This window comes from Anaeromassilibacillus sp. Marseille-P3371 (assembly GCF_900169665.1).
GTDB lineage: Bacteria > Bacillota > Clostridia > Oscillospirales > Acutalibacteraceae > Anaeromassilibacillus.
Genome location: NZ_LT835157.1, coordinates 3,417,879 through 3,434,455, shown reverse-complemented (window position 1 = coordinate 3,434,455; position 16,577 = coordinate 3,417,879). Strand labels below are relative to the sequence as shown.

Here is a 16,577-nt window from a genome sequence, read left to right as displayed (position 1 = left end):
CAACCGAATGGAAGGTTGGGGGAATCTTTTATGGCAGGAACGATTGGGTCAAGGGGACTGTCGATTCAATTTGACATCGGATGAGAGTTTGAAAAGAACCGGTTCAACGAATCCGTTTTGTTTATCGTCAATGGGATTCATAAGATGAAAGGGAAACGTACCTCTTGTAGACAAGTATTCGCAGGAGCGTTTGCGAGGCAAAGGTTCTTTAGCCAAGTGGTCCAGAACATATTTTGGGGGATCTCTTTACCAATTGGAGAGGTGCGAGCGCTGCATCGCCCCCATGACCTTTGCGCGTAGATCGGGAAACTGATGTTCCAAATTGGCGATCAAGAGAGCAGTGTCCTGGCGGCTGGTGACACCGTCCGCAGGGCAGGCGCTTTTTACCACGGGGAGTGCATGGCGTCGTGCGGCTGACCGGATTGCCGCTTCTTCTGTAAAGATTAAGGGGCGGACCATCCAGAGATCCTTACGGGAGAGATATGTTTTTGGAGAAAAGCAGGAGAGCTTCCCTCCATAGAAAAGATTCATAAAAAAGGTCTGGACCGCATCGTCAAAATGATGCCCCAACGCCAGTTTATTACAGCCGGCCTCCTTTGCCATATTGTGTAGGATGCCGCGCCGCATCCGTGCACACAGGCTACACGGATTTTTTTCTTTGCGTTCTTCAAAGATGATGTCTCCCAAGCGAGAACGACGCAGACGATATTCCACTTGCATGGAACTGCACAGAGCAGAAATAGGGCTGAAATCGGCCTGCTTTCCACCAAAGCACGGGTCAATGGTCAGAGCAACCACCTCAAATGGCTTTGGATAATATGCGCGCAGGGATGCCAGGCCACTCAACAGCACGAGGGAATCCTTGCCGCCTGAAACGCCGACCGCAATGCGGTCTCCCGGTTCGACCATCTCATATCGCTCCATTGCAGCGCGCATTTCTCCCATAATCTTCTGCATAATGTGCCTCCATCCTCACGCAAATGACCGCAAAAAATCCCTATATATAATGTATAAGAAAACTTGCCGGTTTGTTTAGCGCTATTATACAGGATACAGGAGAAAAAGAAAAGGGAAGTTCTATCTTGACAGGTTTTTAACAAATGAAATGACGGAAGAGTTTCTAGGAGATAATCGGCCAAAAAGGGGAGAAAACAGAAGCTTTGAGCAAAGTAAATTAAAATATCCGCTTTTTTCTCTTGACACCTTGCATCCGGTGTGGTAAGATCATTACTGCACTGTGGGAAGCGTCTACCTGTATAAGGAATTGCGCACCTGCAAAGAGCCTATCCCTGAGCTGCCGGAGAATTTGCGGCGATTCAGGGATAGGCTCGGGAATTTTGAAACATCATTGGAGGTAAAAGCTATGTCCACTTATATGCCCAAGGCCGGCGAAGTCGACCGCAAGTGGTATGTGATTGACGCGGCAGGAAAGCCGCTGGGCCGTGTTGCTGCTCAGGCTGCTGTTCTTCTGCGCGGCAAACATAAGCCGACCTTTGCTCCCCATGTTGATTGCGGGGATCATGTCATTATCATTAACTGCGCAAAGGCAGTTCTCACCGGCAAAAAGCTGGAGAAGAAATTCTATTATCGTCACACCGGTTATATCGGCCACCTTAAGGCGGTCCGTTATGACACCCTCATGGAACAGCGTCCGACCAAGGCGATGGAATTGGCCGTTAAGGGCATGATTCCGAGCACCACCATCGGCCGCGCTGCATTGACCAGACTGCGTTTGTTCGACGGCGCTGAGCATAAGCATGCCGCCCAGAAGCCCGCAGCCTGGGAGTTATAAGGGAGGGACTGAACTATGTACGAGAAAGCACCTTATTTTTACGGAACTGGCAGAAGAAAGAGCTCCGTCGCTCGTGTGCGCCTGTACCAGGGCACCGGCAAGGTGACGATCAACGATCGTGACATCGACGATTATTTCGGCCTTGAGACCCTCAAGCTGATCGTACGTCAGCCGCTGGTGCTCACCGAGACCAATGAGAAGTTTGACGTTGTCTGCCGTGTGGCAGGCGGCGGCGTAACGGGACAGGCCGGTGCAATCCGCCATGGTATCGCACGTGCCCTGTTGCAGTATGATTCCGAGAACCTGCGCGCTTCTCTCAAGAAGGCAGGATTCTTGACACGTGACCCGAGAATGAAGGAACGTAAGAAATACGGCCTCAAGGCCGCACGTCGTGCTCCGCAGTTCTCCAAGAGATAATTATTTATCTGGGAACTATATCCCGAAGATCCTATGGGTCTTCGGGACTTTTTTATGTGGAGAACTGGAGGCCATTGTCGTAAAGCCCCCGCGGCCGCCGTGAAGAAGATGCTATAGGCATATCGCAAAGAAATTAATGGGAGACTGTCTTTTTAGAGCAATATGCAGGCCTCCCAGGGAACGAACCTTGGGAGGCTTTTTGCGTGGAAAAGCCGATTGCTTCTGCATAATAAATACAATCGTTTCCGGCCGATTGGCGGGAGGATTGGGAAGCAGGCAGCTTTATTTTGCATGCAAGTGGATGGTTCGGCCTGCGGGATCGGATTGCTTTTTTAGGAAAGCTGTGGAAAACTGCAAAGAATGTGGAGTAAAACCGCAAAAAGGAGGTCGGGTTTTCCACAAAGTTTTTCTTTTCAACGGTGGAAAACTGTGTGGAAATAGTGGAAAACGTTCGGAAAATCGAACCAGAGCCCCAATATACAGTGCTGAGCGGTTTTATAGCGGGAGGATTCGATGTGGAATCTTTAAGGTTGGATTGTCCGATGAAACACGGTGGTAAAATGGAAGTATCCACTGCAATCCTATAGTAGTCAGCAGTTTTAACTTGAAAAATTCTTTTTCGAGAAGAAAATTTACCATTTCTCAAGAAAGTACGCAGAAAAGCTCTTTTCATAAAAAGGGGTACGTTGTGGTAGGTATCGTGGTAGCTGTCGGAGGCCACATAAGGCAGGGATGCTTGTTTGCGGGATCCGGCGTGGGAAAGACCTTCCTATATAAGGAAAACAGGCCTTTTTTCAGATACGTGGAAAAGTGGTTGAAAAATGTGGAAAAAAGTCGTCCACAATGGAAGAAACAATCCATAGAAACAAGCGATTGGGTTGGAAATATTCGCCTGGAAAACTCCCAGGATGAGACAAGACGCTTTTTAAGAGCTCGTTTGAAAAGTCAGGACTCAAGCCGTTTTTGGAGGGTCCAGCGTCTCTTTTTTTGTGAATGAACGGCATGTTTCAGGCATAAAATACAGGCTTGAAACCTTTGTAACAAGTTTGTAACCAGAAGTTTTTACATTCTGCACAGAAATCGGGGGCAAAATCTTCCCAATCAGCGGGGAAAACCGGTCGAAAAGAGAAACTACCCAGGAAAACGGTGTGATATTTTGTTTTTCAAGTTGTTCATAATGCTCAAAAGCCTTGTTTTTTTAAATTTGACAATCGTCGTTTGGATGAATATAATACGTGCATTGACAAACCCCAATAACCATGAAGCGGCGGCCGGGGAGAAAATCCCCGAATTATAGTAAGTTATTTACTTTGTCGAAGGCCTTTCCATGTCAAACAGGATGACAGAGAAATGGTGATGGCACGAACCGAAATTGCCGCAGAAAAGGAAAAAGGTGAAACAATGTTCAATCAGAATGCGAAGCAATTTGTGGAGAACGCAAAGCGCTTCCTGTGCAAAACCCCATTTAAAAGACTGACTGCACTGTTGGTGATGGTTGCGATCACGGTTAGTTCGGTGATTACAGTTATGGCTGCCACCCGCGACGTCAATCTCAATTATAATGGGGAAACCTACACGCTGCAGACAACCAGCGGCGGGACGCAGGACATCCTGAACCAGGCAAAGGCTCAATATCCAGAGATTGAAGTTGGGCCTATGGACGACATCTCCCGTTCCGAGGACGAAACATCAATCCATCTGACCGTTAAGAGTGCTTATGAGATGACGGTTTTGGCGGACGATGTCAGTCATACGGTACTCGCCTACTATGGCGAAGACGTGGAAGATGTGTTGGAAAAGGTGGGCGTGACCCTCGGTGTAAACGATGTGGTGGAGCCCGACGAAAACGAGAAAGTGACGGAGGACACGGAAATCGTAGTCACCCGCAGATATGAAGTATCCATCACAGCGGATGGAGAGACCCGCGAATTGCTGGCTCCGTCCAACACGGTGGAACAAACCCTGTCGGATCAAGGGATTGCCCTTGGAGCCGATGATCTTGTCAGTGTGAACCTGCAGGAACGCGTTTGCGACGGCATGCAAATTGTCGTATCCCGTGTGACTTATCAGGATGTTACAGTGACAGAAGAAATTCCTTATGAGACGACAACAAAAAAGGATGCGACGCTCGACAGCGGCAAGACGATTGTGGAAGTCGAGGGTCAGGTAGGCAGCCAGACCGTTGAAAAGCGTCAGAAGTTTATTGACGGTCAGTTGGCTGAGGAGACCGTTCTCAATACAACGGTGTTGAAAGAGCCGGTCACAAAGGTTGTTACTGTTGGCGCAAAGCCGAAGAGCGGTATTGCGGTGATCAATGGAGACGGTACCCTTACCGATCACAATGGAAATACGATTAAGTACTCCAAGGTGATCTCTGGGCGCAGTTCTGCCTACACGGGTGGTGGATATACCTCTACTGGAAAACCTGCGGCAGTGGGCCTGGTAGCCGTCAATCCAAATATCATTCCGTATGGTACGAAAATGTATATCGCTTCTCCGGACGGAAAGACCGTCTATGGTTACGCCATTGCGGCGGACACAGGCGGCGGTGTAAAGAGCGGCCGGATTGTTGCGGACTTGTACTACGACACGTACAATGAGTGTATAAACTTTGGCGTGCGAAACATGAACCTGTATATTTTGTCCTAGTAGAAGAGGCGTTCACAGAATGGCGTGAATCCGATTTTCTGTGTAGGCTAGCGGTTTCTCTACGGCTTTGCTGTGGGGAAGGCGGAGCTTACCCAGAATGACGGTTGCTTCTAGGATTCGATATACGGCAGCGAAAAGGAATTTTTAACAGGCGCCCCTTAGGGGGCGCTTTTGTTTTACATATTTATGGGAATACAGAAGAGCGCTTTCTACGGCGAAGAAAACGGTTGATCGGCAGTAAGAAAGCAGATCGGTCTTTTGTTCGAATATTTTTGCGACTTCTCTTGTATTTACAGAACATATGTGTTATCATGGGAAAAATAGAACATATGAACGTTTTGGAGGGAGAACGGGATGTTGGAATTCATAGGAATTCTTATGATTGCCGGTGCGTGCACGCTATTTGTACAATATCAACCGAAGACAGACGCGAATCGAATGCTGTGTGCTATGATGGCGGTCATGGGATTGGTTTCCCTACTAGCAGGGCAAGGGAACTTATTTTTTACAGGAGTACAGAGTATTTTGGAATTGGCGATGGGATTCTGTTGTACATTGCGTGTCCGCCGGGAATATCTCTTTCGCATTCGCCGGACTCGCCGCTTGCGGGCCCTGCATCGGGCGTCCGTGCAGTCGAGACAGGTGAAACGTGCGGGCTGACAGAACGGTTGACAGGATTTCAGGGTGGGCGTATACTGAAAAACAAAAAACCCGAACCCTGTGGTCCGGTGTAAAAGAGGTTATGCGATTTGTTGGATTATTTATATGCAGCCATGTGGTTTATTGTGGCATTGCTTCTGGTCTTTCGGTTTGGGAAGCTGAATAAGATTTTTTATTTTGCAGGGGCATTGTTTTTCGTAATGGGCGCGTGGTGGCTGGTTGGGGCGATTTTACAGCAGGATCTGTTTGCGGGCGCGCTCGGTTGGGCGTTCCGCGGCGTGATGGCAGTGGCGTTGGTGCTGCTATGTATGGCTTATTACCGTGAACGAAAAAAGGATAACAGCGAAGGATAAGAGGACAGAAATTTGCGGATGGCAATTGTAAGTTTCGCAGGATTTTGCAGTCCATTTTGGACCGGGGTGCATACTATGGGAGTGCGGGGCAAATATATTTTCCACCGCTTCACGATAGATCGCCCGGGTTCGGCCAAGACCCGGGCGTCCAGCTGGCCCCGGGATATTGGTGTCTGTTCGCTCGCGGCGGCAAATGTGCGCAGGGTTGATGCCCTGCGCACATTTGGCTTTCCTAGGCTTCAAGACAGGTTGTAAAAGGTGGGGTTCAGCATATTTCGCATGGAATGGCTCTACAAAGTGTCGAATCACAGAAAGGCCTTTCCCCGGCAGCCAGTCTTCTTGACCGGGCTTTTGAGAGGGTGCCATTCCTTTCACAGTAGGAATTCCGGAATTCAACAGCTTCGTTTTTCGCGTTTGGTTGAAAAAAAGACAAATTTCGGATAAAATGAAAGATAGAAAAACCGGCGCCGTAACGGCCGCTGTGGAATTGAAAAAAGGAGGTTGCAGTCATGCTGATTGCACCATCGATGTTGTCCTCGGATTTTTCCAAATTGGGAGAAGAAACCATACGTATGGAGCGGGCCGGCGCGGATTGGATTCATTTGGACGTCATGGACGCTCATTTTGTACCGAACTTGACCTTCGGCGCGCCCATTGTAGGGGCAATCCGGCGTTATACCAAACTGCCGTTTGACGTCCATTTGATGATTAGCGAACCCTTGCGCTATGTGGACGATTTTTTAAAGGCAGGTGCGGACATCATCTCGTTCCACCTGGAGGCGGAGAGCAGCGTTCATGAGACGCTCCGGGCGATTCGGGAAGGGGGCGCAAAACCGGCTGTCGCGATAAAACCGAAAACACCTGTTGAAGCTGTGTTGCCCTTTTTGGACGAGCTTGATATGGTTCTGGTGATGACGGTGGAACCGGGATTTGGCGGCCAGTCGTTTATGGAACCCATGATGGATAAGGTGCGTTCTCTCAAATCCCGCGGGGTGTTCGTAGAGGTGGACGGCGGTATCAATCCTCAGACAGCGGTTCTTGCAAAACAGGCTGGCGTGGACGCTTGTGTGGCGGGAACCAGTGTATTCCATGCGCCGGATGCAGCGAAAGCGATCGCCTCCCTTCGAGAAGGGAATGGGGTGGTCCTTTGATAGGGTTACCGCGCGGCGTTCGTTTGGAGCCGCACAGGGACGAACCCCTGAAACACGAGATACAGGGCTTTCCTCAGCCGAAACAGTTGTGGGTTCCCTTGGTAGGATGTACCGTGCGCTCGGAGTGCTTGGTGGAACCGGGGGACTGGATCGAAAAGGGGACTCCTCTTTCCGCGCCGCAGTTTGCTGCGCCGGTATACGCCCCCGCCGCGGGAAGTATCAAGGAGATCCGGGAGAGGACGCTTGCTCAGAAGGGCCCAACCACCTGTGTCCTTCTGAGCCCCGATTGGTCATATGAGTTTCCGGAGCGAAAGAAACCGGCGCAAGGGCATCAGGAGGAGCTCATTGCAGCGGCCGCTGCCGCAGGAATCGTAGATGAATTTGATGGCCTGCCGCTATATAAGAAATTAAAACGTTTCCGCCGGCGCGGTGTAAATTTGCTGCTCGGCAATGCGATCGATGATGATCCCTACGTGGCGTCCGCAGTGGCAGTCCTGCGGGAAAACCCCCAGCGGGTGGCGGAGGGCTTAGCCGCCGCTGCAAAGGCATGTGGGGCAGAAGAATGGCGTATTGCGGCGAGCTCTCGGAAGGAGAGCAAGCGGATTCATGAGGCGTGCCCTACGGTCGAGCCGTTTCCAGCTGGAGAGCGCTATCCGGCGCGTGCATTGCTCAAGAGAGAGCTGTATGCCAAGGGAAATACCACTGGATTTATTGGGGTTCAGGCCTGTGCCGCTTTTGCAGACTTTTTAGAGAAGGCAGTCCCACAGACAGAGACGGTCGTAACGGTGAACGGCGATGCGGTTTCAACTCCATACAATGTCCGCGTACCTGTTGGCACGGCATTGCGGGAACTATTGGGATTCTGTGGAGGGGAAGGGACACCCGGCGCTTGTTTTGTCGGGTCCTCAATCACTGGGAAGCAGGTGTCCGATCTGGACACTCCGGTTACGCTGGATACGCGTTGTTTGGTCGCACTCAAACGCGCGCCAAGATGGAAAACCTTCCCTTGTATTGGCTGTGGAAGCTGTGCGCGCGCTTGTCCCAGGGGGATTCGGCCGTGGGCTGTGTGTGATCAGCTTTCCCGGGAAAACCCCGATCCTCTGCGGATGGTAAACGTACAACATTGCATTGCTTGCGCTGCGTGCAGCGTGGCATGCCCATCCGGAATCGACCTTGTGTCACAGATGCTCCGTGCAGCGGAATTTAAAAAGGGGGGCGAATAGAATGCCTTCTTTACAGGAAACACCTTGTTTAAGAAAAGAACGAAGCGTTTCTTCGATGATGTGGAATGTAGCGCTCTCTCTGTGTACACTGTTGGTATTGCCGGCTGTGTACTATGGCTGGAGACCCCTGGTCACCTCCTTTGGAACGGTGGCGCTATGTTGTATTGCGGAAGTGGCAGTCTGCCTGGTGCGCCGTTGTAGTATTCAAATGGACCCATCCCTTCTGGTAACGGGACTGATTATTGCGCTCCTGATGCCTGTGAACGCACCGTTCTGGATGCCCGCACTGGCGGCGCTCTTTGCCGTTTTGGTTGTGCGCGCACCCTTTGGCGGAACAGGGTGCACTCCCTTCAATCCAGCTGCAGCTGGCGTGGCGTTTGTCACCATCTGTTGGCCGGAACGCATGTTTTCTTATATCAGTTCCTCCGCCGGATGGGTGTTACCGGCTTTTGGCGAATGTACGTATACTGCGGTTCGATCGCCGGCGGGCGTGCTAAAAGAAGGGCTGAAACCGGATATTGTACCTTTGGAGATGCTCTGGGGCCGCTTTGTAGGGCCGATGGGGACGACTGCCATGCTGGTCATCGGCGCGTGTGGGCTGTTCCTGATATTGCGCAGGATCGCCAACTGGGAAGCCCCTGTATTCTTTCTGCTGGTAGCGGCTGTGGGGGCTGCACTCTTTCCAAGAATCGCATGCAGCCCGTTGACCTCCGTGAAATATGAGTTGATGTCCGGTTCTCTATTTTTTTGCTCTGTCTTTATGGTGACCGACCCAGTCACCGCACCGCGTACACCGGTAGCACGGTGTGTTTATGGCGCATTTTGCGGCGCGCTGGTGATGCTATTCCGCCACTTTGGCGCATACGAACAAGGCGCCTGTTTTGCGGTGTTGGCGGCAAATGCGGTTGCTCCGCTGCTGGACCGGGCGGCAACAGCCGCCCGCGGATGGGGAGGGAAGATCGTTGAAAGCTAGAACGGAACAAATACGTCCTGCCAGGAGGTCTACCTTGCGGGAGACCCGAACGATTTTTACGAACGGTTTGTTTTTTAAGAACCCGGTTTTGATCGGAGCTTTGGGGTTGTACCCGGTTGTTGCGGCTGGTTATAATCTACGTGCAGCTGTCCAATTATCGCTTCTGCTATTCCTGATTACATTGCCTACAGCGTTGATCTGTTGCTTTCTCGGAGGGTTGGTGCCCAATTGGTTGCGCCCCGGCGCGGTCCTTGTGATAAGTGCAGGGGCTTATCTTCCAGCGGCTTGGTACCTCAATCAGATTTTTCCAGGTTCCCTCAATGCGCTGGGAATCTATGCGGGCCTGACGGTATGCAATTCCATGTTGCTGTCCCGTTGTAACGACTATGCACCATTTCACTTGGCGCGAGCGGTTCTGGCCGATGTCTTTGGCTGTATGCTCGGCTATTCTGTGGTTTTGTGCGGTTTTGCCTGCTTGAGGGAATATCTCCAAAGGGGAAGTGTTTGGAACGCCAATGTAGGGACCTATATCGCGGCGGATAAAGGGACTGCGCTGCCGTTCTTTGGATTTCTGTTGCTTGGATTTGCCGCTGCCCTCGCCAAGTGGGCGGACGGCCGGAGAAATAAGAAGACGGAAAGGCAGGTACCACGCGCATGAACACATGGATGGAGGTGGGCTTTACAGCCCTGTTAGCCGTTACAGCGGAAAATTTGATCTTTACGGGTGGCATTGGCTTTAGCCGTGTACTGCGCGCAGCGCGAAAACCGAAGACCATTGGAATTTACAGCCTGTTTGTCGGAGGGTTCTCACTGGTCTCGGCGTTGGTTGCTTGTTTTTTGGGTCCGGTTTTGCTTTCCAATAGCACATTGTTGTTTATGCGGCCAGCCATCTATGCATTTTGTGCCGCACTGGCGTATATACTGGCGGCATTTTTGATGAAAACGTTTCTCCCAGGGATTTATGATAAGGTGGGCGCTGTTCTTGCGCCAGCAGCTATCAACTGTATTGTGCTTTCAATGCCCTATATGCAGCGCAGCTTTACGCTCCAGCCACACGAGGCGGTGGGCTTTGCCATAGGGACAGGGGTGGCCTTCTTTTTAGCAGCGCTTGTTCTTTCCGAAGCGTTGGAGCGATATCGCAATGAGAATATGCCAAGGGCATTCCGCGGCCTGCCTTCTGTTTTGATTTATGTTGGAATTCTATCCATGGTATTTGTCGGTATAACAGGAGGACGGTTGTTTGGTTAGTTTCTAAGGAAGAGGAATCCCTCTGCTGATTTTAGCAGAGAGATTCCTCTTTTTTGGAAGAATAAGAGGGGATAATGGAGCGATATACACAAATTTCAATCCTAAATTTCACATGACATGTGCAAATTGTGTATTGTAAAATTCCCAAAAGAAGTCAAAGAAAAAAGATAAATGGTATAATATAACAAATAAGGATTTTTCAATAGAATCCTTATTGTCGTGGGCCGAATAGCGGCCTAATTGAGGATGTACGAAAAAGAAACGGAGGAAAAGCAATGAAGACAAAAAAGAGCAGAGTCGTTTTGTCGAGCGTTTCCGTGTTGCTGGTGCTGAGTCTGCTGGCAGGCATGACGATGGCCTGGTTTACGGACACGGAAAAGGTGAACGCGAATTTCACCGCGGGCGTGCTGGACATCAGTGTAAAGCCGGGTGACACGGACAAAGGGGATCTCACGTTTGAGAACCTGCGCCCGATGTTGTACGACAACTTCTACAAGGAGTTGGAACCCAATGGCAACGAAAAATGGGTCAACGATGTGACCCAGGATAATACAACGGGCCTGGACGACGAGGATTATGCGCCGGTGCCGGCATACTTTAAGCCGGTGGTTATCAAAAATGAAGGCACACTGCCGGCAAAGGTAAAGCTATCTTTGGAAGCAGGCGATGGCTGCGAAGCAGGGGAGCCGATCCTGACGGAAGACAACATTACGATCAAGCAGGACCCCGAAAAGATGCAGGATTGTGCAAACCGTTTGGCGCCGGTCCTGAAAGTGTTTGTTTACAAGCTGGTGGGCGAAACCTGGACAAAGGTTGAGGATGTCAACCTGAACACAGCGTACGACGAGGCTAAGGCAAATCCGGACAAAGTAGCGTCGGACAACACAGCGAAAGAGACGAACAATACATACATGACGGCGATGCTTCCGGCCCAGGGCACAGCGACCTATGTGATCGCAGGCTATCTGCCGGAGACCGTGAACAACGCCTATCAGGGCCAGCATTTCCACGGCAAGCTGGTGCTGAATGCCTACCAGATGGACGACACCGGCGCTGGCAAGCCGGACGAGGGCGGTTCCAGCTCGACCGATCCGGAGGACCCGGACCGCTTCGAGGACAACGTGACCATCGAGTGGCGTGAAGGAACTGCGGAAGGTGACCTGGTAAAAAGCCAGAATGAGACGGTAAAGAGCGATACCACCATTGCAGCTGTGAACTATGATGCGCCGAATGGTTATGTGTATAGCCCCGAGGCGGCAGAACAGTCCACCGAGGTGACGGTCAATCATGAGACTGGCGAAGCAACGCCGGGCAAGGTTATTTTCACGGTGGTGCCGGAAGAGGCGAAGGCGATTGAGTATGTGCTGTATTATAGAAATACAGTAGACGGTCAATTGCTTACCCAAACCGAAACGGTTTCACTGGAATATCCAGGGGAATACACCATTGTAGCCCCCAATGCGCCGGCGTCAAGGACCAGGGCGACAGAGAAGGATCGGATTTCCGCTCCGATTCCGGCGGGCTATGTGTTTGATCCGGATACGCAGGCCTATGATGTAGCGGTCAATGCGGAGGGAACAGCCACGCCCACGAGGATTACCTTTGATGTAAAACCGGAGAGTACAGAACCGACCGATCCGGACCCGGAGGAGCATCCGGAAGCGTATCAGGTGCGCGTGGATTTCCGAAATCAGGAAACAGGCGTACTTTTGGATCAAAGTTATTCCAAAACATATAGCGGCCTCACAAAAGGAGTCCACAACTTTACTCCGGTTGGCGAAGCACAAAATGACACCGAGGTTCTACATTATGTAACGGCGCCGGAAGGCTATGAATACGACCCGGCGGGACAGAGCGCAAAATTTGTTACCATTCCGGCGGCGAAGGGACCGCAAGTCATTGAATTTACGGTTCAATACGTGGGTGGCGGAAGCACGGACCCGGAAGAGCCGGATAATCCAAATTGTGATCGTGACGACCATATTATCCGTGACGCAGAAGATCTGTACAACGTACGGCTGCATCCACACTGCAATTTTATTTTCGCCAATGATGTAGACCTCAGCGAGGCCTATCCGAATTGGGAGCCCATTGGAGTATTGGAGCAAAAGTATGATCCGTGGAATGGAACCTATTATGAGCCGTCTGAAAATGTGTTTACCGGGGATATAAACGGAAACGGGCATGTACTCACAGGCCTGAATGTCGGCACATTGAAGAGTTATAATGGCCTGTTCACCTATTCTGCCGGGACAATCCGCAATCTTACGGTGAACGATGCAAAAATCAACGCACACAGCAACTCCGGTATTTTGGTAGGTTGGAACGCCGGAAAAATTCAGAATTGTACGGTGAGCGGCAACGTAACAGCCGGGAATTCATTCGCAGATATTTGGGAAGTTGGGGGTATTACCGGCTGGAACGATACCACCGGTGTCATCAGCGGCTGTGCATCTCTTGCCAATGTCAGTGGAAACCCCGCAAACCTGCCGGTTAGTACTCCTACACATTACTATTACGGTGGGGTTGCAGGGACCAACAGTGGTACGGTGACAAATTGTTATTCGACAGGTACGGTCAAAGGAGCAAAGGCAGGCGGTCTGCTGGGGCGGAACCAGGGAACCATTTCAAATTGCTATACCACGAGCAGAGTGTATGCTTTGACCGACAGTTTCGGCAATGTGGATACTTCCACTCATCCGGTCATTGGATGGATGGAGGGAGGAACGGTTGGGAAGGAAACCATCTTCTTCCGGAAAGGAAACCTCTATCGCGGGGGCCGGCTTTATACAGGCTGGGATACTGATAAAGCCCGTGGCCAGGGGAAAACCGAAGAGGAAATGAAGACGGCTTCGACGTATACGGATGCCGGATGGGACACCGGCGTCTGGAACATTGTAGATGGCACTTATCCAACCCTTCAATAAGAAATGCGCAGGCCGCATGGCAACGGAAGGCCCCCGGTGAAAGCCGGGGCCTTCTCTTGTTTCCTTAAAGTAGCACATAGAAATTGAATTGAAAGGATAAATTTTTTAAAGAAAATATTATTGGAAAAAACAGAAGGAGATAGTAAACAAATTAGATAGATTTTAATCATATAAAAATAAAATTATATACAAATATTAAATATAATTGTCTTTTAGAAACAAATTGAAAGGACAACTATTATAATGTAATAAATAAGGATTTTTCAATAGAATCCTTATTGTCGTGGGCCGAATAGCGGCCTAATTGAGGATGTACGAAAAAGAAACGGAGGAAAAGCAATGAAGACAAAAAAGAGCAGAGTCGTTTTGTCGAGCGTTTCCGTGTTGCTGGTGCTGAGTCTGCTGGCAGGCATGACGATGGCCTGGTTTACGGACACGGAAAAGGTGAACGCGAATTTCACCGCGGGCGTGCTGGACATCAGTGTAAAGCCGGGTGACACGGACAAAGGGGATCTCACGTTTGAGAACCTGCGCCCGATGTTGTACGACAACTTCTACAAGGAGTTGGAACCCAATGGCAACGAAAAATGGGTCAACGATGTGACCCAGGATAATACAACGGGCCTGGACGACGAGGATTATGCGCCGGTGCCGGCATACTTTAAGCCGATGGTTATCAAAAATGAGGGCACACTGCCGGCAAAGGTAAAGCTATCTTTGGAAGCAGGCGATGGCTGCGAAGCAGGGGAGCCGATCCTGACGGAAAACAACATTACGATCAAACAGGACCCCGAAAAGATGCAGGATTGTGTAAACCGTTTGGCGCCGGTCCTGAAAGTGTTTGTTTACAAGCTGGTGGGCGAAACCTGGACAAAGGTTGAGGATGTCAACCTGAACACAGCGTACGACGAGGCTAAGGCAAATCCGGACAAAGTAGCGTCGGACAACACAGCGAAAGAGACGAACAATACATACATGACGGCAATGCTTCCGGCCCAGGGCACAGCGACCTATGTGATCGCGGGCTATCTGCCGGAGACCGTGAACAACGCCTATCAGGGCCAGCATTTCCACGGCAAGCTGGTGCTGAATGCCTACCAGATGGACGACACCGGTGCTGGCAAGCCGGACGAGGGCGGTTCCAGCTCGACCGATCCGGAGGACCCGGACCGCTTCGAGGACAACGTGACCATCGAGTGGCGTGAAGGAACTGCGGAAGGTGACCTGGTAAAAAGCCAGAATGAGACGGTAAAGAGCGATACCACCATTGCAGCTGTGAACTATGATGCGCCGAATGGTTATGTGTATAGCCCCGAGGCGGCAGAACAGTCCACCGAGGTGACGGTCAATCATGAGACTGGCGAAGCAACGCCGGGCAAGGTTATTTTCACGGTGGTGCCGGAAGAGGCGAAGGCGATTGAGTATGTGCTGTATTATAGAAATACAGTAGACGGTCAATTGCTTACCCAAACCGAAACGGTTTCACTGGAATATCCAGGGGAATACACCATTGTAGCCCCCAATGCGCCGGCGTCAAGGACCAGGGCGACAGAGAAGGATCGGATTTCCGCTCCGATTCCGGCGGGCTATGTGTTTGATCCGGATACGCAGGCCTATGATGTAGCGGTCAATGCGGAGGGAACAGCCACGCCCACGAGGATTACCTTTGATGTAAAACCGGAGAGTACAGAACCGACCGATCCGGACCCGGAGGAGCATCCGGAAGCGTATCAGGTGCGCGTGGATTTCCGAAATCAGGAAACAGGCGTACTTTTGGATCAAAGTTATTCCAAAACATATAGCGGCCTCACAAAAGGAGTCCACAACTTTACTCCGGTTGGCGAAGCACAAAATGACACCGAGGTTCTACATTATGTAACGGCGCCGGAAGGCTATGAATACGACCCGGCGGGACAGAGCGCAAAATTTGTTACCATTCCGGCGGCGAAGGGACCAGAGGTGATTGAATTCACGGTAAAAGAGGTTGGCGGCGAAGAGCCTGAGCCGGAGGAAAAGGAAGTTGTCATCCAGTGGTGGTGTGTTGACCCAAGCCATGAGTATAATTATAACCCGGATAATCCTGCTGCACATAAGAACGATCATGAAGCAGGCTCTGCCAACTACACTGTGACTCTCAAAGAGGGAGAGACGAAGACGATCTCTACAGCGGATGTTGGGCAGCCGGGAGGTAGATATTATATTGACCCAGATCCGCAAAGCGTCTCTGTGACGCTGAAAGACGGGGTTTTGCTTGATACGGAGACTCAGGAGCCCATTACAGATGTGCGGTTTACGGTAAAAGTAAGACGCGACGCAGATTACCTGTTAGGAGGAGACGGTTCAAGCCTTCATCCGTTTATGGTTTCCAACAGGAGTGAGTTGAGTAGAATTGAGGACCATATGTCTTCCCATTTCCGTTTGGTGAAAGATATCGATTTGAGCGGTTCCAATTGGATGCCGATTCACACGACTGTGAGCACTGGTGGGGTGAGCACTGGCTTCAGTGGGGAGATTGATGGACAAGACCATACGATCAAAAATATGAACGTTATGTTGGATTCTAGAACAGCGGGCGCCGGCCTGGTAGCCTATAATCGGGGCGGAACGATCAAGAATTTGAAACTTACCAATGCTTATGTACAAGCAGGCGCTATAATTGGTACAATTGCTGGACAGAATACCGGACTGATTGAAAATTGCAGTGTAGATACCTATATTTTTGCAACGAGTATAGCAAATACGAATTTTGGACAGGGCGTATTCGCAGGTGGAATCGTCGGGATCAACGGTGGTACCATTCGCGGATGTACAGCGGACGGGGAACTATATGCAAACTATTCCGGCTACACAGGCGATATTGCAGGATGTAATGTAGGAACAATTGTTTAATTACATGGGAAATCTAGGTTACCAGTTCGGGAACGCGCGTTAGTGATTTGACTGAATCTATATTTATGGAGCAAATTACCCCGGCAGGGATTTCCTGCCGGGGTTTTTGTGCTGCTTGAGATTAGGGATTGAGAACATCAACAGTGGAGAAGGAAAGTAAGGGCAGTCATTCTGATTTTTAACTCACCTTTTTGAAGATAAAGATAGGAAACATATGTATTTCCCAAACTTTATGGGAAATAGAGGGCGTTCCTTGTTTTGATGCCGGGCGGCCGGTATCATGGGGCTGGCACCT

13 protein-coding genes are annotated in these 16,577 nt (G+C 50.6%); 12 read left to right on the top strand and 1 reads right to left on the bottom strand.

The window, feature by feature from the left end; all coding sequences use genetic code 11:
* Positions 1 to 246: 246 nt before the first annotated feature.
* Positions 247 to 957: a tRNA 2-thiocytidine biosynthesis TtcA family protein gene (locus B9Y59_RS14465; protein WP_054324961.1), complete on the bottom strand. Its 711-nt coding sequence runs from the start codon at positions 955 to 957 to the stop codon at positions 247 to 249.
* Between the two features lie 406 nt (positions 958 to 1,363).
* On the opposite strand from B9Y59_RS14465, the gene rplM reads away from it, so the two are divergent.
* The 12 genes from rplM to B9Y59_RS14395 all read left to right on the top strand — a co-directional run bounded on the left by rplM (position 1,364) and on the right by B9Y59_RS14395 (position 16,282).
* Positions 1,364 to 1,792 (top strand): 50S ribosomal protein L13, encoded by a 429-nt coding sequence (gene rplM / locus B9Y59_RS14460; RefSeq protein ID WP_054324960.1) that lies wholly within the window; start codon positions 1,364 to 1,366, stop codon positions 1,790 to 1,792.
* Positions 1,793 to 1,807: 15 nt separating this feature from the next.
* On the top strand, positions 1,808 to 2,209 hold the full coding sequence (gene rpsI / locus B9Y59_RS14455; RefSeq protein WP_054324959.1) for a 30S ribosomal protein S9: 402 nt from the start codon (positions 1,808 to 1,810) through the stop codon (positions 2,207 to 2,209).
* 1,350 nt (positions 2,210 to 3,559) lie between these two features.
* The gene (locus tag B9Y59_RS14445; protein WP_085534320.1) at positions 3,560 to 4,858 is read left to right on the top strand and encodes a 3D domain-containing protein; all 1,299 of its coding nucleotides are present in this window, start codon (positions 3,560 to 3,562) and stop codon (positions 4,856 to 4,858) included.
* Positions 4,859 to 5,212: 354 nt separating this feature from the next.
* Positions 5,213 to 5,518, top strand: a complete 306-nt coding sequence (locus B9Y59_RS14440; protein ID WP_054324956.1) for a hypothetical protein — start codon at positions 5,213 to 5,215, stop codon at positions 5,516 to 5,518.
* An 89-nt stretch (positions 5,519 to 5,607) separates the two neighbouring features.
* Positions 5,608 to 5,871, top strand: a complete 264-nt coding sequence (locus B9Y59_RS14435) for a hypothetical protein (RefSeq protein ID WP_054324955.1) — start codon at positions 5,608 to 5,610, stop codon at positions 5,869 to 5,871.
* Between the two features lie 509 nt (positions 5,872 to 6,380).
* A complete protein-coding gene (gene rpe / locus B9Y59_RS14425) occupies positions 6,381 to 7,022 on the top strand; it encodes a ribulose-phosphate 3-epimerase (RefSeq protein WP_085534318.1) in 642 nt (213 codons plus the stop codon).
* Complete coding sequence (locus B9Y59_RS14420) at positions 7,019 to 8,245, top strand: SLBB domain-containing protein (RefSeq protein WP_158089051.1); 1,227 nt, start codon at positions 7,019 to 7,021, stop codon at positions 8,243 to 8,245. Before rpe ends, B9Y59_RS14420 begins: the two co-directional genes overlap by 4 nt.
* A gap of 1 nt (position 8,246) precedes the next feature.
* Positions 8,247 to 9,218: an RnfABCDGE type electron transport complex subunit D gene (locus B9Y59_RS14415; RefSeq protein ID WP_085534313.1), complete on the top strand. Its 972-nt coding sequence runs from the start codon at positions 8,247 to 8,249 to the stop codon at positions 9,216 to 9,218.
* Positions 9,219 to 9,252: 34 nt separating this feature from the next.
* Positions 9,253 to 9,876 (top strand): Rnf-Nqr domain containing protein, encoded by a 624-nt coding sequence (locus tag B9Y59_RS14410; RefSeq protein WP_158089050.1) that lies wholly within the window; start codon positions 9,253 to 9,255, stop codon positions 9,874 to 9,876.
* Positions 9,873 to 10,466 carry an Rnf-Nqr domain containing protein gene (locus tag B9Y59_RS14405; protein ID WP_054324950.1) on the top strand — a complete coding sequence of 198 codons (594 nt, stop codon included), beginning with the start codon at positions 9,873 to 9,875 and terminating at the stop codon, positions 10,464 to 10,466. The genes B9Y59_RS14410 and B9Y59_RS14405 overlap by 4 nt, the downstream gene beginning before the upstream one ends.
* A 275-nt stretch (positions 10,467 to 10,741) precedes the next feature.
* Positions 10,742 to 13,393, top strand: coding sequence for a TasA family protein (locus tag B9Y59_RS14400; protein WP_085534309.1), 2,652 nt, complete (start codon positions 10,742 to 10,744; stop codon positions 13,391 to 13,393).
* Positions 13,394 to 13,732: 339 nt separating this feature from the next.
* Positions 13,733 to 16,282 carry a TasA family protein gene (locus B9Y59_RS14395; protein ID WP_085534307.1) on the top strand — a complete coding sequence of 850 codons (2,550 nt, stop codon included), beginning with the start codon at positions 13,733 to 13,735 and terminating at the stop codon, positions 16,280 to 16,282.
* The last annotated feature ends 295 nt before the right edge of the window (positions 16,283 to 16,577 follow it).